The sequence below is a fragment of the Corallococcus sp. CA054B genome (genome assembly GCF_003611625.1).
Lineage (GTDB): Bacteria > Myxococcota > Myxococcia > Myxococcales > Myxococcaceae > Corallococcus > Corallococcus coralloides.
Map to the genome: position 1 here is coordinate 1 of NZ_RAVY01000209.1, position 16,597 is coordinate 16,597.

Below are 16,597 nucleotides of genomic sequence, written 5' to 3' on the forward strand. Positions count from 1 at the left end.
GGGCTCATCCGGGGCTCCGGCGAGGGCGAACACCGCGCCCATGACTCCCATCAGGACCATCACCGCGACGCCCGCGAGCATCGGCAGGACATGCCGGTTCGCCTGGGCGGGCGGCGGCGGGCGCGGACCGGGCCGCACCGGAGGCGGGCCGTCCAGGTCGAAGGCGTGGCCGCAGTAGCCGCAGACGTAGTGCGTCTTCGCCACCTGGGGCGTGAACGGGGCGTTGCAGTGGGGACAGCGCGAAGCTCTGGGCCGGGCCATGACACCGGGTGTAGCACTCCGAGCACCCGGGGGCGCTGAAACACGAAAGCCCCCTCCCTCCGCGAAGGGAGGAAGAGGGCTTCGCGCGCTCACGCCGTGTCAGGCGACGACTACGGCACCGTGGCCTTCACGGTGACGCCCGAGTACGCGGAGTAGCCACGCACGGAGACGTACCAGGTGCCGGCCGCGGGGGCGGTGATGGTGCAGGTCTCCGCGTTGCCGCTGAGGTACGGGCGGCAGTTGTACGCGGTCGTGGTGGGCTGCGAGCCCTGGCGCACGTAGAGGTCCGCGTCACCCGTGCCGCCGGACTGCTCCACCGTCAGGGTGGTGGCGCCCGCGGGGACGGTGATGGCGTAGTGCTTGAAGGAGCTGGCCGCGCCGGAGATGCCGGTCTGGTTCAGCAGCGTCTGCGTCGGCTGCTGCGGGGCGTTGATGGTGCTGTCGATCCAGCTGGCGAAGGACGACACGCGGCCGTACATGCCCGCGTAGGACGGGTCGGCGCAGCCGTAGCCCCAGCTCACGATGCCCGCGAGCACGCGGGTGCTGCCCTTGAGGACGGTGAGGGGACCGCCGCTGTCACCCTGGCAGGCGTCCTTGCCCGGAGCCGTCGCGCCCAGCTGGTCCGCGGTGATGGTCTCCTGGCCCTGGTAGTCGGCCTGCGCGTCCGCGTTGCTGATGATGTTCACGTCCACCGTCTGGAGCGTGGTCGGCAGCGAGGAGGAGCCGCTGGACAGCGTGCCCCAGCCCGTGACGCGCGCCACGGCGCCCACGCCGGCCACGCCCGCCGCCGCGTCCGCCGCGGTGACGTAGGGGATGGCCTGCACGTTCGCGCCGCTCAGGTCCAGCGGCGAGGACAGCTTGAGGAGCGCCGCGTCCTTGCCGTAGTTGGCGTCCACGTAGCCCGGGTACACGACCACCTGGGACACGGTGCGGACCTGGCCGCCGGTGGTGGTGGTGCGGTTGGTGACGCCCGCGACGATGCGGCCCGGCTTGGAGATGGAGCCACCGGAGTTCACGCAGTGCTGCGCGGTGAGGATCCAGTTCTCGTTGATGATGGAGCCGCCGCAGAAGTGGCTGCCGCCGCTGCTCTGCAGCGAGACCTGCCAGGGGTTCGCCGCGATGGTGGTGGCCGAGCCACCGACGATCTCCTGGGTGGTGGTGGCGGGAGCCGGCGTCTCCGGCTGGGTCTGCTTCTCTTCCGTGGTCTGGGGACCGCAACCGACGACCAGCAGCGACACCGCGCTGGCGGCAGTCCAGCGACGCACCATCTGAGCCGAAATCATGTGAACCCCGTTTTTAACGATAAGTGTGAGGCGCGGGGATTCTGGAGGAATCGTGGACTCTTTGTAAACACCCCGGGTGTCGATTTATTGTAACTGGATAACTACTGTGATGGGGTTGGAATGACTGCTACATCGTGTCACATGGGACGAAGGTGAAGCCTGGAGACACCTCCAGGCGGTAGCCGGGGTCCTCGAAGAGCACGCGGGTGCCGGTGCCCTCCAGCATGTCTCGCACGTGGCTCACGTGGACGCGCAAGGCGTTGTCATGCAGGCGCGGGTCGTAGTCCGCGTTCCACATGGCGCGCACGCAGTCCTCCTTCGACAGGATGCGGCCCGGCTGGCGGGCCAGCGCGTAGAGCAGCCTCCGCGGCAGGGCCCTGCGCTCCAGGGAGACGGTCTTCCCCGGGGCTCGCAGTTCGTGACGGCGGGCATCCAGCACCACCGCCTCCGGCGCGGGCGCTTCCGGGAGGGACGCGGCTTGCGCGCTGGAGGCGAGCGGCCGGGTCAGCTCCGCCATCAGCTCGGGGTCCACGCCGCCCCCGGCCCCCTCGCGCGTGGCCTCCTCCAGGGACTGGGCCGCCTCGCGGGCGCGGCCCGCGTGGCGGTGGAGCGTGGCGCGGGCCAGGTGCCCCAGCGTGCGCTCCAGCGCGAAGTCGTCACCGCGGGACAGGGGCTCCAGCGCGGTGAGCAGCGCCGTGGCGCGCGGGACGTCCGCGCTCCAGGCGGCGGACAGGGCGGCGAGGGCGCGCTGGCGGGCGGCGATGCCAGGGCGCACCTCGCGGGGCTCCACGGTGATGGGCGGTGCGTCCGGTCCCGGCACGTCCAGCGTGCGCGCCACCCGGGCGGCCCGCATCAGCCCCACCACGCCGCGTGCCCGGACCTCCTCCTCCACGGCATCCAATTGCGCGTGGCCCTCCGCGCGCCGGCCCAGCTCCAGCAGCATGCGGCCCGAGCCCACGCGGCAGAGCAGCCGGACGAAGAGGTAGCCCGCCTTCTCCGCGCGGGCTTCCGTCTCCCGCAGCGCCGCGAGCGCCGCCCTGCGCTGCCCTGACTCTCCGCGCACCCACGCCGCGATGCAGTCCAGCTCCAGCGCGAGGCGGGGGGCGCCCAGCTGGCCCAGGCGCTCCCGGGCGCTGGCGAGCGCGGCGTCGGCCTCCGTGAAGCGGCCCAGCCGGCTGAGGATGCCCGCGGACATGGCCGCCACCAGGGGGCCTCGCGAGTCGAGCGGCGCGTCCTCCAGCAATGACACGCATTGGGCCAGGGGCTCCGCCAGCTCGCTGTCGCGGCCTTCAATCCAGAGCATCAGCGCGCGGGCGTAGGCGCACCAGCCCAGCACGCGCCGGTCCCCGGTCGCGGCGGCGGCGTTGTCCAGCATCGCCAGGGATTCCTCCAGCCGTCCCTGGAAGAAGCGCAGCGCGGTCCATGCCAGCAATTGCTGGAGGAAGACCTCCGCGCTGCTCGGCACCGGCATGGACTCCAGCGTGCGCTCGCAGGCCTCCGGCTCCAGCGCGAAGAGGGCCACCCGCACCAGCACGGCGCCCACGCCCTCGCGCAGGGCTTCGTTCGACTCCGGCTCCGGCGCTCCGGCGGCGGCCTCCAGTGAGGCGCGCAGGGCCAACAGCTCCGGATAGGCCCGGCGCAAATCGAGCAGCCGCACCCGCGCGCGCGCATGGGCCAGCTTCACCTGGGGCGTGCGCAGCGCGGCGGGCAGCGAGTCCAGCAGGCCCAGCAGCTCGTCCGCGGCGCCGTGGCGCACCAGGGCCTCCGCCTGCGCGACGATGAAGGCCGCGCGCGCTTCATGCCGGCCGAGCGCCTGGAGGTGGCGGCACACCGCGCGCACCCGGACCACCGCGGGCAGGGGCTCCTGTTCCAGGACCTCCAGCAGCGCTTCGTGGGCGGCGCGCGCTTCGTCCGGCGACAGCAGGGACACCATGGCTTCGCGCACCAGGTCGTGCACGCCGTGCCGGCCCCGCGAGTCCGTCTCCACCAGCAGCTTCGCGCCCAGCTGGCGCAGCGTCTCGCCCGCCGCGTCGCCGGGCAGCACCGGCCGCAGCGTGCTCGCGGTGAGCGGCAGCTGGCTCAAGGCCAGCATCGCGGCCAGCCGCCGTTCGTCCGCGGGCAGCGCCGCGAGCGCCGCTCGCACCGGTTCGTCCCCGCCCGTGTCCCCCGCGTGGGCGCGGCGCAGGAGGAAGGGCAGGCCCCGCGAGCGGCCCCACGCCGCGTCGAAGCCGTCGCGCTCGCCGTAGAGCGCGTCCAGCTCCCGCCACAGCTCTCGCGCGGCCTCCTCCGACAGGCCCTCCAGCCGCAGCTCCACCCGGTCCGGGCTCGCCGCGTGCCGGGGGACCGATTCGCGCGAGGTGGCCAGCAGCGTGCCCTGCCTCAGCCGGCCTCCCAGGTCCTCCACCAGCGCCGCGCGCTCCGGCGGCCCGAGCACGTGCAGGTCGTCCAGCACGCACAGGGCGCGGCGCGCCTCCAGCTCGCCCGCCAGCGCCTCCAGCCGGGACGCGTCCGACAGGGCCTGGGCCACGGGCGCTTCGCTCAGCAGGCGGCGCACGTCGTCCACCACCGTGTCCAGCGTGTCCCCGGGACGCACGCGCCGGTGCACGACGGGGCCCCGGTGCTTCGCGGCCACCGCCGCCACCAGCGCGGACTTGCCCGCGCCGGGCAGTCCGTAGACGACCCCTGTGCGCACGCGCCTCAGCATGTCCCCCAGCCGCCGTACCTCGTGGGCTCGGCCCACGAAGACGGCCGGCGGTCCCAGCCCCGGAGCGGTTGGCGTGCGCATGGCGCGCGCCAGTGTACGTCCATCCAGGCACTGTCCGTCACCGTCGCCTCAGGTGTCGTCCAGGCTGAGCGCGCGCAGGTGGCTGACGTCCCCCCAGGTCACCATCCGCAAGGACCCCTCATGGAGGTCGAACTGGTTCCAACCCGCGTTGAGGACGGAGAAGGCGCGCGGCGCGGCGGCGGGGATGCCCAGGCAGTGGCGCAGCAGGGCGCTGAGCAGGCCGCCGTGGGTGACCACCACGACGCGGGCCCCCGGATGGCGCGCCCCCAGCTCCTCCAGGCAGTGCAGCGCCAGCCGCAGGCGCTGGGACGTGCTCTCCCCTTCGGGCACCACGTAGTCGGCATGGCCCTCCGAGTACGCGGCGAAGACGGCCGGGTGGCGCTGGCCGGCCTCCGCGCGCGTCAGCCCTTCGAGCACGCCCAGCCCGCGCTCCCGCAGGCGCGCGTCCCGCTGGACGTCGTGCCCCGTCCTCGCCGCGATGCATGAGGCCGTCTGCACCGCGCGGTCCAGGTCGCTGCTGTAGAGGGCCTGGAAGGGAAGGGTGGCCAGCCGCTCCGCGAGCGCCTCCGCCTGCCGCCGTCCTTCACGGCTGAGCATGCTGTTCAGGTGCCCCTGCAGGCGCCCCAGGGCGTTCCACTCCGTCTCCCCGTGCCGGAGCAGGATGAATTCGGTCGTCATGGCCCAAGCGTGGCGGGAGGGCTTGGGCGGAGCAAGACTCGCGAAGTGTCAGCCCGGCGCCGCGACCATCGCGCCACGGCCGCGCCTGCCCCTTCCTCCAGGGGAGGTGTCACCTCGCTGAAACACCCCCGCGGCAGGCCCGTTGCCCGTGGGCTTCCGTCGCCTGGAGACCGCGGCGGTGTCTGGGGTATGGCCCCGCGGGGCAGGATGCCTGCCCGCTGTCACGCAAGCGTCTGGGAATCGAGTCGGACAGCACTCCTGGACGGCTGTGATGGCACTGGACGCGCGTCCACCTTTCCGCGATTCCGAGCTAGGGCGTGTCTTCCTGATTACGCGGTGGGAGGACGGCGGATTTTCCGTGGACGCCGGGCCGGAGGGGGAGACATCGATGAAACACGGTCAGAATCTGGAAGCGATGAGCCTGGACGCAGGGCCACGGGAGACCCCGGAGCATGCACCGCGAAGGGCTCACCGCTTCGGCTGGCTGCGGATGCTGGGCGTGGACGCGATCCTCATCGCGGGCTCGCTGGTCGCCGCCACGATGCTGCACTTCGCGGACGGGCTGTCCCCGGCCTGCAAGGAGGTCCTGCCCCGGGCCGTGGCGCTCCTGGTCGCGGTGCGCCTGGTGACGCTCATCTGGCTGGGGCTGCACCGCTGGTCCTTCCACCGCTCCGGCATCCACGAGGCGGTCCGGCTGGAGCTGGCCAGCCTCGCGGGCACCATCGTGTTCGAATTGCTGCGCTCCCTCTTCTTCATGGAGTCGCTGCCGGGGCAGGTGGTCGCGCTGGAGTTCTTCGTCACCACCACGCTGCTGGGCTTTCACCGCTTCGCCCCGCGGATGGTCCGACAGTGGTACCTGGACCGGCAGCGCGCGAAGGCGACGGACTCCCAGCGCACGCTCATCGTGGGCGCGGGCAGCGCCGGGGACCTGCTGCTGCGCGACCTGCTGAGGGACCGCAACAGCCCGTGGCACGTCATCGGTCTGGTGGATGACGACCCCGGCAAGCAGGGCACGTTCCTCAATGGCAAGCCGGTGCTCGGCGTGCTGGACGCGCTGCCGGAGCTGATGAAGAAGCACCGGGTGACGCAGGTGCTCATCGCCATCCCCCGGCTGTCCCCGGAGCGCACCCGGCACCTCTTGAGTCTGTGCCGGCACCAGAGCGTCAGCTTCAAGATCATCCCGGCCTCGTTCGCCTACCTGGACCAGAAGATCACCGCCGCCATGCTGCACGACCTGTCCCCGGAGCACCTGCTGCCCCGGGACGCCATCTCGTTCGACCATGACGAGGTGCACCGGCTGGTGACGGGCCGCCGCATCCTCGTCACCGGCGGCGCGGGCTCCATTGGCAGTGAAATCGTCCGGCAGGTCGCGGGGCACTCGCCCGCGTCCCTGGTGGTGGTGGACATCAACGAGAACGAGCTCTACCTGCTGGTGCGCCAGCTGCAGTCTCGCTACCCGCATGTGCCGGTGCACTCCGTGGTGGCGGACATCCGCGACCTGGACCGGATGCTGCGCATTGGCCAGGAGTTCGCGCCGCAGTACGTCTTCCACGCGGCCGCGCACAAGCACGTGCCCCTGATGGAGGACTCGCCGGAGGAGGCCATCAAGAACAACGTCTTCGGCACGCAGAACGTGGCGCGCATGGCGGACGCGTGCGGGGCGGAGCGCTTCATCCTCATCTCCACCGACAAGGCGGTGAAGCCCTCGTCGGTGATGGGCGCCTCCAAGCGGCTGGCGGAGATGGTCATCCGCGACATCGCCGTGACGTCGCGCACCACCTTCTGCGCCGTCCGCTTCGGCAACGTGCTGGGGTCCGCGGGCAGCGTGGTGCCGCTCTTCAAGCAGCAGATCCAGGCGGGCGGCCCCGTCACGGTCACCCACCCGGACTGCACCCGCTACTTCATGATCATCCCGGAGGCGGTGGGCCTGGTGGTGCTGGCCGGCCTGGGCGGCTACGGCGAGCTGTGCATCCTGGACATGGGCGAGCCGGTCCGCATCGCGGAGCTGGCCGCGAACATGATCACCATGACGGGCCTGGTGCCGGACAAGGACATCTCCATCGTCTACACGGGCCTGCGCCCGGGGGAGAAGCTGGAGGAGGTGCTCATGTCCGAGGAGGAGGAGCTCACCCAGCAGGTGCGCAACCGCATCAAGGTGGCCCGCAGCCCCGCGCCGCCCTCGGACTTCCAGCTGCAGCTCAGGCGCCTGGACCGCGCGGCCCGCGCCGGTGACACCCACGACGTGAAGCGCGCCCTCCAGGACCTCATCCCCGCGTACACCCCGTCGAAGATGACGGGGACGGTGGCGAAGGTGCTGCCCGCCTTCGCTCCCGCGAAGCCGTCCGCGGCGGAGCAGAACGTCAGCGCCTGAACCCCACGCGGCCCCGGCCGTCGCCGTCCACGAGGAGCCCCGGTCTCCCGTGCCCCCACAAGGGGCGGGAGGCCGGGGCTTTTCGTCATGAGAGGTGCGCGCGGTAGGCCGGAAAGAAGTCGCTGGCGGCGTGGCCCTCAGAAAGCGCGGCGTACACCGCCGCGTCGCAGACGATTTCGTGCGTGTGGATGCGCCCGCTGGCGTTGGAGAAGCCGCGCTTGAAGTCCTCCAGGCCGTCCCCCGGCGAGAGCCCGCCCCCCAGGTGGAGCGGAAGCCCCAGCCGCAGGCACAGGGAGATCATCTCGCCGAAGACGTTCTTCGCCGGGGAGCGCGCCAGGTGCGCGTCCGCCGTGCCGCCCAGGTAGTAGTGCAGGAGGCCGTCACTGCGGACGACCAGGGCCGCGGAGGCGACCGTCCCGTCCGGCGCGCGCGTCGTCGCGAGCCAGGCCTCCGGAGACGCGAACAGCTCCTCGAAGTACGCGTCGGAGAAGAAGTACCGGCGGCACGCCTGGTCCCGGACCATGGTCTGCCGGTACACCTCGCGAAACCCCGCGCGCTCCTCGGAGGGCGCGTCCCGGGCCTCACACACCGTGCTCACGAACCCCAGCCGGGCATTTCGCCGCATGTGTCGGCGGTGCATCTCCCGCGGTGTGAGCGGGCGGCAAGGGTCCACGAAGAAGACCTCGTTGCGGGCCGTGCCTGCCGCGAAACAGTGCGGTCCCTGAACCCGCTCCCTCACGAAGATGCTGACCAACTCCGTGCCCCGCCAATCCACGGCAGGTGCAGGCACCTCGCTCAACCCGTCCACTTCACCGCCCGGAAAGCCATACGGAGAAATGGCGTCGCGATACGGCGTTCCCTCAATCGCTCGCACGATGAGTGGCACGCGCAACGCCCTGTCTGTATCGTTTTTGATGACCAGCGTATGGGTCACCTGCTCGGCGCGTAGGTGATGCTCGGAGCGGAAGTACTGCCCGGACAGCGCCGAGGCGCCCGCGTCGGGAATCAGGATGGCGCTCGCCTGCCCTGTCCTTGTCATTCATCCCCCACCCTGAGTCCGCCAGCTCAGGCGGACAGGCCCATGGGGCCTTGGACTGACAACTTGCAGGCGGTCCCAGTGATTTTTTTGTCTAATCACAAAGGAATTACCTGGGCCGCCAAATCCTTTGGGCGTCCAGTGAACGCACTCCGGCGTTCCCACAACAGGGTAGCCTACCGGGCGGTTGACGGGAGCTACCCCACAGGACCCCCCTGATGTTGGAATCCCGTCGTCGCAACTCTGGTCGCGCCCTGTCGTCCCTGTTGTCGCTGTCCCTGCTGATGGGGGGGGCATGCGGCCCCCAGCCCGAGCAGGACGGTGTCAGCACGGCCAGCCCCAACGGAGATAACACCCCAGGTAGCACCGACGTTTCCGCCCCTGGCGCGGACACGCTCGCTCCCTCTTCCCCCGAAGAGCAAATCGCGGTCGGTCCCTCCGAGCCGGAGGCCGAGGCCGCTCCCACTCCGGACGCGGACGCCCCTGCCGCCGCGGAGTCGCCTGCCTCCTCCATGGAGGAGAGCCTCGGCACGACCGCGCAGGCCGCCGTCAGCCTGCGCACCGTCGCGGCCTGGGAGACGCTGTTCCTGAAGCGCTGGGCTTCGGAGCACACCTCCAGCTTCCTGCCCAAGAGCCGGTCGCTGGACAGCTGGCAGTTCTACGACCTCGCCTACGGCGTCGACGGCAACACCGCGATGTACCGCGCCACCGGCAAGACGCAGTACATGGACCGGGCGCTGCTGTATGTGAACAACATGGTCAACAACGCGAAGGTCTCCTCTTCGCTGCCCAGGAGCCAGTTCAAGGACAGCTACCTGGGCTGGGCGTCCGCCCGCTCGGACACGCTGGGCCAGGAAGTCCCCCTGTTCGAGAGCTACTGCTGGCGTTACGTGACGCGCATGCTGCGCACCATCCGTGAGACGCCCGCGCTCTACAACAACAGCACGTACAAGTCGCAGTACGACAAGCTGCTGGCGTTCACCGAACGGAACATGTTCGAGAAGTGGCTCAAGCGCGGCGCGAACAGCTACATCTACCGCGTCAATACGCACATGGCGTCGCACTGGGCCTACATCGCCATGGACCTGTCGAAGATGACGACGGACTCCACGAAGCGGGCGCAGTACATGACCGTCTTCAACAACATCAACCGTGACATGCCCAACAACACCTCGTCGCTGCGCGGCCAGCTGATGAACAGCCCGGTCAACGCCAACGCGTACTTCTGGGCCGCCGAGTGGGGCTCCAAGAAGCGCCCGGGCCAGGACGTGGCGCACGGCAACGGCGTGATGGCCTACATCGTGGAAGCCCACGACGCGGGCATGGAGTGGACGGACGCGGACATGCGCAAGTTCGTCGTCACCCTGAACAACGTCATCTGGCCGTCCGCCAAGCGGTACGGCAACTACGTGGACGGCACGGGCAGCGGCACGGGCTGGTTCAATGACGGCCTGGTGAAGCTGGGCCGCTACAACGCCGCCCTCCAGCAGCGTCTGGAGTCCCACACCGTGGGCCAGAACACCCAGTACTACGGCAACGGCGCGCTCAACGCGAAGCTGCTGTCCCAGGGTTCGGCGCTCTAGTCCGGATTCCACGATGTGAAACACACACACCCTCCTCCCGCCCGAGCGCGCGGGAGGAGGGAGTGTGCGAACGCTCCAGGCAATGCCGGGTTCCGAATGCCCGGTCTTGCCTGGAGCTCTTCGCATGTCCTCCCGCATCTATCTGTCCTCGCCCCACATGGGCACGCTCGAGCGCGGCTACGTCGACGACGCGTTCGCAAGCAATTGGATTGCCCCCCTGGGCCCCCACGTCGATGCCTTCCAGGAGGAGTTCGCCCGGTGCGTGGGCACGCCGCACGCGCTGGCGCTGAGCTCCGGGACGGCCGCGCTCCACCTGGCGCTCCAGCTGGTGGGCGTGGGGCCCGGCGACGACGTGCTGGTGAGCACGCTCACCTTCTCCGCGTCGGTGAATCCCATCCGCTACCTGGGCGCCTGCCCCGTCTTCATCGACAGTGAGCGCACGTCCTGGAACATGGACGCCGCGCTGCTGGAGGAGGAGCTGGCGATGCGGGCCCGGCTGGGCCGGCTGCCCCGCGCCGTGGTGGTGGTGCACCTGTACGGCCAGAGCGCGGACCTGGATCCCCTCATGGCCGCCTGCGACCGCTACGGCGTGCCCGTGGTGGAGGACGCGGCGGAGGCCCTGGGCAGCACGTACAAGGGGCGGGCCCCCGGCACGGTGGGCCGCGTGGGCATCTATTCGTTCAACGGCAACAAGATCCTCACCACGTCCGGTGGCGGGATGCTGGTGTCCGCGGACGGCGAGCTGGTGCAGCACGCCCTCAAGCTGGCCACGCAGGCGCGCGACACGGCGCCGCACTACCAGCACTCGGAAGTGGGCTACAACTACCGGATGAGCAACGTGCTGGCCGCCATCGGGCGGGGGCAGCTGCACGTGCTGGAGGACCGGGTGGCCGCGCGCCGCGCGAACCACGCCTTCTACGCGGAGGCCTTCCGGGACCTGCCGGGCATCCAGTTCATGCCGGAGGCCCCGTGGGGCCGGCACACGCGCTGGCTGACGACCCTCACCATCGACCCGGAGGCGTTCGGCGCGGACCGGGAAGCGGTGAGGGTCGCGCTGGAGCGGGAGAACATCGAGGCGCGGCCGGTGTGGAAGCCCATGCACCTTCAGCCCGTCTTCGCGAACTTCGAGCGGCGGCGGGGCAGCGTGGCGGAGGACCTGTTCCGCCACGGCCTGTGCCTGCCGTCCGGCTCCAACCTCACGCGCCGGGAACTCGAGCGGGTGGTGGAGGTGGTCCGAGCCGTTCCCCGGAAACAGGGGCTGCGGACGGCGGGCTGACGGGGGCCTGTTCCTGCTGCCGGAGCGCCACGACCCTGGCCTCCGGCTGCGGGGTGCCCATGAACTTGTGCATGGTGGCCTCGCTGGCGAAGGAGATGCCCTGGCGCTGCAGCACGCGCACCACCGTCAGCGCCAGCACCTTCAGGTCCAGCGCCAGGCTCCAGTGGTCCACGTACCAGACGTCCTGGTGGAAGCGCTCCTCCCAGGAGAGCGCGTTGCGGCCGTTGATCTGTGCCCAGCCGGTGATGCCGGGCAGCACGTCGTGGCGCCGCGCCTGCTCCGCGGAGTAGCGCGGCAGGTACTCCACGAGCAGCGGACGGGGCCCCACCAGGCTCATGTCGCCCCGGAGCACGTTCCACAGCTGCGGCAGCTCATCCAGGCTGGTGGAGCGCAAGAGCCGCCCGGCCCAGGTGAGGCGCAGCTCGTCCGGCAATACCTGGCCGTTCGCGTCCGTGGCCTCCAGCATGGTGCGGAACTTGAGGACGGTGAACAGCTGGCCGTTCTTCCCCGGGCGCCGCTGCCGGAAGAGGACGGGGCCGCCCATCGACAGACGGACGAACAGCCCCGTGGCGGCCATCACCGGGGAAAGGCATAGCAAGCCCACTCCCGCCGCCACCACGTCGATGCACCGCTTGAGGAACAACCCGGTTCCTGCCTGTCTTTGCATGGGGACGCCGCTCCTTGAAGCCGGAAAGGCTAGAAATCCTTCCGGCCCTCCACCACGACCCCTGGGACTCACCCTGCTGTCGACTCCCGTGCATCCACGGGGCCTGAGGGGACGGCTGGGAGCGCTTGCGCGGGCTCCGGGGCCGTCAGCCGCCGCCAGACGCGCAGGGTCAGCCAGACGCTGCACACGAGTTCCGACACCCACCCCAGCCCCAGGGCCCATGCGGCGCCCACCGGGCCCACGCGCGGCACCCACACCGCGCTGCCCAGCGCGACCACGGACACGGAGACGACGAGCAGCACCACCTGGCCCTTGAGCTCGCGCGCCGCGGTGAGCCCCACCGCGAGGCTCACGCAGACGTACTCCAGCGCCGCGGCGGCCATCAGCCAGACGAACAACGTGAGGTTTCTGGCGTAGGCGGCCCCGTAGAAGAGCGTCAGCGCCCACCGGCCGAGCAGCGCCGCACCGGCGATGGCGCACAGTCCCACCCCCGCGGACGCCGCCGTGAAGCCCATCAGCACCTTGCCGTAGCGGCGCGCGTCCCCCGCCGCGTGGTAGCGCCCCAGCCGGGGGCTCACCGCCTGCCCCAGGGAATGCACCACCCGGCCGCCCAGCGCGGCGAAGTACGCGAGCGCGGCGTACATGCCCAGCTCCGCCTGGCCCGCGTGCGCCTCCAGCAGGTAGCGGGGGATGTTGGGCCGCAGCGCCGCCATCAGCGCGGTGAGGCCCAGCACCCAGCACAAGAGGAAGAGCGCCTTGAGCCGCGCGCCCTCCTGCCGCCACGGCGTGCGCCAGAGGGTGCTCCAGGGGCGCACGCCGGGGAACTCGCGCCGGAGCGTCCGCGCGTCGAAGACGAAGAGGACGATGGCCCACGCGAAGGCCATGGCCGCCGCGCCGGCGATGGGGCTGTGCGTGAGCCACAGCGCCAGCGGCACCAGCACCACGGACAGCACGCTCTTGGCGATGGTGGACCGGGCGATGAGCCCCAGCCGCTCCACCTTCTGGAGCGCGCCGTAGAACACCTCGCTCACCGCCTCGAAGCCCTTGGCCAGCGCCACCAGCGCGATGACCCAGCCCGCGTGGAGGGAGTCCGCCATCCCCGTGGCGATGGCGCAGCACACCGCCACGCCCGCCACGACGTTGAGCACCATCAGGCCCAGGTAGTGCTGGAAGCCGAAGGCGCTTTTCGCGTCCGTGGCCTGGAGCGTGCGCAGCTGCATGCGCGCCATCAGCAGCACCGGGGCGGTGATGGCCAGGGCGAGCGCGAACTGGCCCACCTCCTCCATGGTGGCCAGCCGCGCGAAGGCCACCAGGACGCCCCACTGCGCGAGGGCATAGAAGAGCCCGGCGGAGAGCGACCAGATGAAGTTGCTCCCCACCGAGCGCGCGGTCATGAGCGGGCCGCCGCCGCGCGTTGCAGCACCTCCGACAGGCGCTTCGCCGCGATGTCCGCGGAGTAGCGCTCCCGGCCCAGCTTCCCGGCCAGCGCGCCGGCCTCCGCGAGCCAGCGCGGGTCGCGCAGCCTCCTGGCCAGCATGGCCGCCGCGGCGGGGATGTCCTTGGGCGGCAGCCTGAGGCCAAAGGCCTCCCGGTCCAGCAGCTCCGCCTGCCAGCCGCCGTAGTTGAGCGCCAGCGGACGGCCCGCGGCGAGCGCGTCGAAGAACTTGTTGGCGGAGTTGTCCTGCATGCCCGGCACGTCCGTGAACAGCGACGTGGCGATGGTGGCCGCGCTCAGCACCGCGGGCACCTGCTCCTTGGGCACGCTGGGCAGGAAGAAGAGGTTCTCCCCCTTCACGCCCAGCCGCTCCGCCAGCGCGTGCAGCAGGGCCTCTTCACGGCCCTGGCCCATGATGACGAAGCGGACCTCCGGGTCCAGCTTGCGCATCTCCGCGGCCACCCGCACCAGGTACTCCACGCCGTTCACCAGCCCCAGCGTGCCCGCGTACAGCACCATGGGCCGGTCCCCCAGCCACGCGTACTTCTGCCGGAACTCCTGACCCGCGGACGCCGGCACCTGGAAGCGCTCCGGGTCGCAGAGGTTGGGGATGATGGTGATCTTCTCCGACGGCACGCCCGCCGCCTCCACGCCCGCCTTCATGCCCGGCGACAGCGCGACGATGTGCTCCGCGCCCGCGTACGCGGCCTTCTCCAACAGCTGCGCGGCCATGATGGCGGAGCGGCTCTTGAGCGCGCCCACCGCGATGGGGATGGCGGGCCACAGGTCGCGCACCTCGAAGACCATGGGCCGCTTGTTCCACCGCGACGCGGCGATGCCCGGCACCGCGATGGTGAGCGGCGTGCTGGTGGCGAAGAAGACGTCCGCGGGCAGCTGCGCGGCGCGGCGCGTGGAGTTGACCGCGAAGTGGCTGAAGGCCCGGATGCGGTCCGGGTAGCTCATGGCGTTGTTGTAGGGCACCGGCAGCCAGTGCACCTGGATGCCGCTCTCGTTGGACTCGCGCCAGCCCTTGCCCTGACTGCCGTCCGTGCGGGTGTCGGAGGTCACCATGTGGACCTCGTGGCCCATGGAGACCAGGCGCCGTGCGAGCTCATAGGAGCGCGTGCCCCCGTGCATGGTGGGGGTGTTGAAGTACTGATGCAGATAGACGATGCGCATGTCAGGCGGCTCCTGTGAATGAGGGTTGGGGAAGGTCGTGGGGAAGGGGAGGGCCGGACTGCGCGGGCTTCCGCCCGGGGTCCGCGGTCGCGGAGGCCATCACCATCAAGAGGAAGAGGGCGCGGCTGTCGTAGAGGTCGCCGCTGGACTGGCTGCCCAGGAGCACCAGCACCGCCGCGCCCACGGTGGCGCCGTCCAGGCCCTGGCGCCTGAGGAACGCCGAGCGCACGAAGGCGGCGATGACGCCCGCGAACAGGAGCAGCCCCACGCCGCCGCCCTCGCAGAGAATCTCCAGGAAGAGGTTGTGCGGGTAGACGCCCAGGCGCAGCGCGGGGAACGCCGCCAGCCCCGCCCCCGCCACCGGGTAGTCCTTCGCCAGCTGGATGGCCCGCTCGTAGAGGACCTCCCGCCCGGACAGGTACACCTTGCCTTCGCTGCTGCCGGCGCCGCCCGCGCCCACCTCGTAGTTGAGGGTGAGGCGCAGGAAGCGCTCCTGGAAGGAGTTGCTGAGCGCCTCCCCCAGCGGGGAGAACATGGCCACCACGGTGATGGCCACCGTCGCCAGCAGCGTCAGGAGCAGCAGCCGGCGCAAAGGCACGCGCCCCACCACGAGGCAGGCGGTGATGCCCGCGACGATGGCGGCGGAGCCGCCGCGCGAGCCCGTGAGCAGCGTCAGCATGACGCCGCTGGCGGCCAACGGAATCCACAGCCACGTCTGGCCCCGCCAGTACCAGAAGTAGAGCGCGCCCATGGTCAAGAGCCCCATGAGCCGCGCGAAGATGTTGGGCCCGCCGTTCATCACCGCGAGCCGCGCGCCGCCGCCGCCCGCCAGCAACTGCTTGATGCCGGCGAGCGCGAGCAGCCCCGTGGCCACGACGACGATGGCCCAGAACGTGTCCAGCGTCCGGGACGCGGGCTGGCGCAAGCAGGCCAGCGCGAAGCCCACGCACATCACCGCGACGAGCGTGACGTCGTAGACCTTGGTCAGCGAGAAGTCGAAGTCGGGCGACCAGGAGGCGCTGGCGGCCATGTAGCCCAGGAAGCCCAGCATGGCCGCGATGAGCGGCGGGTCGAAGCGCGCCTCGCCGGGACGGGCCTCGCGCCGGGCGCGGTGCATGAGCCCCACCGCGGCGAACACGCCTCCGCAGGTGACGATCCAGAGCCGCAGCTCCAGGAACAGGTTCGTCTCCACCTCCGCGGCGGCCAGCCGGTGCATGCCCCAGCGGCCCGCGAGCATGTAGAGGGCCGCGATGACGCCCAGTCCTGTGCAGCGAATCCAGCTCACGGTGCGCTCTCCCGGGGGTGGGGCATCAGCTCGCGGACGGGTATTCGTATTGGTAGACGCCGCTCACCGCGCGGCCCGCCCGGGAGCGCGGCACGCCGTTGAGGACCACGCCCCGGGCCGGGACGCCGCTCTGCTCCAGCTGGTGCAGCGCGGTGGCCACCTCGCGCAGGGACTGGGTGGCCGCGCGCACCACGGCCAGCCGCACGCCCGCGTGCCGGCCCACGAGCGCCGCGTCCGTCACCGCGAGGATGCAGGGCGTGTCGAAGAGGACGACGTCGTACTCGGCCGCCACGCGCGCCACGAACGTGTCGAACGCCGCGCCGGCCAGCAGCTCCGCCGGGTCTGGCGGGAGCGCGCCCGCGCCCAGGAACGACAGGCCGGGGGCGGCCTCCTGGAGCAGGGCCTGCTCCAGCGTCGCGGTGCCCCGCAGCACCTCATGGAGGCCGGGGAGGTGCGCCTCGCGGAAGCACCGGTGCAGCCAGCCGCCGCGCAGGTTCGCGTCCACCAGCAGCACGCGCTGGCCCGTCTCCGCCAGCACCCACGCCAGGTTGAGGGCGACGAAGGACGTCCCCGCGCCGGGGCTCGTCCCGGTGACGGCGACGACGTGGCTGCCCGCCTCCTTCATGGCCCGCTGGAGCCGGGTCCTCAGGCCGCGCACGCACTCCACGGTGACGTCCCGGGGGACGCTGCGCGCCAGGATGATGGACGGGCTGCGGGGGGACATGGCGCGCAGCGTCCCCCGGGACGTCACCGTGGAG

General features: G+C 71.3%; 12 protein-coding genes and 1 pseudogene. 3 read left to right on the forward strand and 10 right to left on the reverse strand.

The window, feature by feature from the left end:
* From D7V80_RS34260 to D7V80_RS34275, 4 genes and pseudogenes are all read right to left on the reverse strand, one after another.
* Positions 1 to 261: pseudogene (locus D7V80_RS34260) on the reverse strand (hypothetical protein); the annotation flags it as partial.
* Positions 262 to 371: 110 nt separating this feature from the next.
* Positions 372 to 1,529: a trypsin-like serine protease gene (locus tag D7V80_RS34265; protein ID WP_233585921.1), complete on the reverse strand. Its 1,158-nt coding sequence runs from the start codon at positions 1,527 to 1,529 to the stop codon at positions 372 to 374.
* A gap of 142 nt (positions 1,530 to 1,671) precedes the next feature.
* The gene (locus D7V80_RS43735; RefSeq protein ID WP_120592099.1) at positions 1,672 to 4,329 is read right to left on the reverse strand and encodes a winged helix-turn-helix domain-containing protein; all 2,658 of its coding nucleotides are present in this window, start codon (positions 4,327 to 4,329) and stop codon (positions 1,672 to 1,674) included.
* Between the two features lie 48 nt (positions 4,330 to 4,377).
* The gene (locus tag D7V80_RS34275) at positions 4,378 to 5,007 is read right to left on the reverse strand and encodes a histidine phosphatase family protein (RefSeq protein WP_120592100.1); all 630 of its coding nucleotides are present in this window, start codon (positions 5,005 to 5,007) and stop codon (positions 4,378 to 4,380) included.
* 415 nt (positions 5,008 to 5,422) lie between these two features.
* Here D7V80_RS34275 and D7V80_RS34280 point away from each other — a divergent pair, with 415 nt between their 5' ends.
* Complete coding sequence (locus D7V80_RS34280; RefSeq protein ID WP_233585923.1) at positions 5,423 to 7,378, forward strand: nucleoside-diphosphate sugar epimerase/dehydratase; 1,956 nt, start codon at positions 5,423 to 5,425, stop codon at positions 7,376 to 7,378.
* Positions 7,379 to 7,463: 85 nt separating this feature from the next.
* Here D7V80_RS34280 and D7V80_RS44030 read toward each other — a convergent pair whose 3' ends face one another.
* Positions 7,464 to 8,417: a GNAT family N-acetyltransferase gene (locus tag D7V80_RS44030; RefSeq protein ID WP_199738930.1), complete on the reverse strand. Its 954-nt coding sequence runs from the start codon at positions 8,415 to 8,417 to the stop codon at positions 7,464 to 7,466.
* 215 nt (positions 8,418 to 8,632) lie between these two features.
* Here D7V80_RS44030 and D7V80_RS34290 point away from each other — a divergent pair, with 215 nt between their 5' ends.
* Both D7V80_RS34290 and D7V80_RS34295 read left to right on the forward strand, forming a co-directional pair.
* A complete protein-coding gene (locus D7V80_RS34290; protein ID WP_120592102.1) occupies positions 8,633 to 9,997 on the forward strand; it encodes a hypothetical protein in 1,365 nt (454 codons plus the stop codon).
* 124 nt (positions 9,998 to 10,121) lie between these two features.
* Positions 10,122 to 11,273 carry an aminotransferase class I/II-fold pyridoxal phosphate-dependent enzyme gene (locus tag D7V80_RS34295; RefSeq protein WP_120592103.1) on the forward strand — a complete coding sequence of 384 codons (1,152 nt, stop codon included), beginning with the start codon at positions 10,122 to 10,124 and terminating at the stop codon, positions 11,271 to 11,273.
* Here D7V80_RS34295 and D7V80_RS34300 read toward each other — a convergent pair.
* From D7V80_RS34300 to D7V80_RS34320, 5 genes are all read right to left on the reverse strand, one after another.
* The gene (locus D7V80_RS34300) at positions 11,194 to 11,940 is read right to left on the reverse strand and encodes a sugar transferase (RefSeq protein ID WP_120592104.1); all 747 of its coding nucleotides are present in this window, start codon (positions 11,938 to 11,940) and stop codon (positions 11,194 to 11,196) included. The genes D7V80_RS34295 and D7V80_RS34300 overlap by 80 nt on opposite strands.
* A gap of 68 nt (positions 11,941 to 12,008) precedes the next feature.
* Positions 12,009 to 13,334, reverse strand: coding sequence for a lipopolysaccharide biosynthesis protein (locus D7V80_RS34305; protein WP_120592105.1), 1,326 nt, complete (start codon positions 13,332 to 13,334; stop codon positions 12,009 to 12,011).
* Positions 13,331 to 14,554, reverse strand: a complete 1,224-nt coding sequence (locus D7V80_RS34310) for a glycosyltransferase family 4 protein (protein ID WP_120592106.1) — start codon at positions 14,552 to 14,554, stop codon at positions 13,331 to 13,333. The genes D7V80_RS34305 and D7V80_RS34310 overlap by 4 nt, the downstream gene beginning before the upstream one ends.
* Position 14,555: 1 nt before the next feature.
* On the reverse strand, positions 14,556 to 15,839 hold the full coding sequence (locus D7V80_RS34315; protein WP_120592107.1) for an O-antigen ligase: 1,284 nt from the start codon (positions 15,837 to 15,839) through the stop codon (positions 14,556 to 14,558).
* A gap of 25 nt (positions 15,840 to 15,864) precedes the next feature.
* Positions 15,865 to 16,597 (reverse strand): polysaccharide biosynthesis tyrosine autokinase (locus D7V80_RS34320; RefSeq protein ID WP_120592109.1); only part of this gene is annotated, 733 nt, incomplete at its 5' end.

Bases quoted from the DNA above. Each gene is read 5' to 3' on its own strand.
- D7V80_RS34265 (WP_233585921.1), bottom strand. From the start codon at position 1,529: ATGGTGCGTCGCTGGACTGCCGCCAGCGCGGTGTCGCTGCTGGTCGTC.
- D7V80_RS43735 (WP_120592099.1), bottom strand. From the start codon at position 4,329: ATGCGCACGCCAACCGCTCCGGGGCTGGGACCGCCGGCCGTCTTCGTG.
- D7V80_RS34275 (WP_120592100.1), bottom strand. From the start codon at position 5,007: ATGACGACCGAATTCATCCTGCTCCGGCACGGGGAGACGGAGTGGAAC.
- D7V80_RS34280 (WP_233585923.1), top strand. From the start codon at position 5,423: ATGAGCCTGGACGCAGGGCCACGGGAGACCCCGGAGCATGCACCGCGA.
- D7V80_RS44030 (WP_199738930.1), bottom strand. From the start codon at position 8,417: ATGACAAGGACAGGGCAGGCGAGCGCCATCCTGATTCCCGACGCGGGC.
- D7V80_RS34290 (WP_120592102.1), top strand. From the start codon at position 8,633: ATGTTGGAATCCCGTCGTCGCAACTCTGGTCGCGCCCTGTCGTCCCTG.
- D7V80_RS34295 (WP_120592103.1), top strand. From the start codon at position 10,122: ATGTCCTCCCGCATCTATCTGTCCTCGCCCCACATGGGCACGCTCGAG.
- D7V80_RS34300 (WP_120592104.1), bottom strand. From the start codon at position 11,940: ATGCAAAGACAGGCAGGAACCGGGTTGTTCCTCAAGCGGTGCATCGAC.
- D7V80_RS34305 (WP_120592105.1), bottom strand. From the start codon at position 13,334: ATGACCGCGCGCTCGGTGGGGAGCAACTTCATCTGGTCGCTCTCCGCC.
- D7V80_RS34310 (WP_120592106.1), bottom strand. From the start codon at position 14,554: ATGCGCATCGTCTATCTGCATCAGTACTTCAACACCCCCACCATGCAC.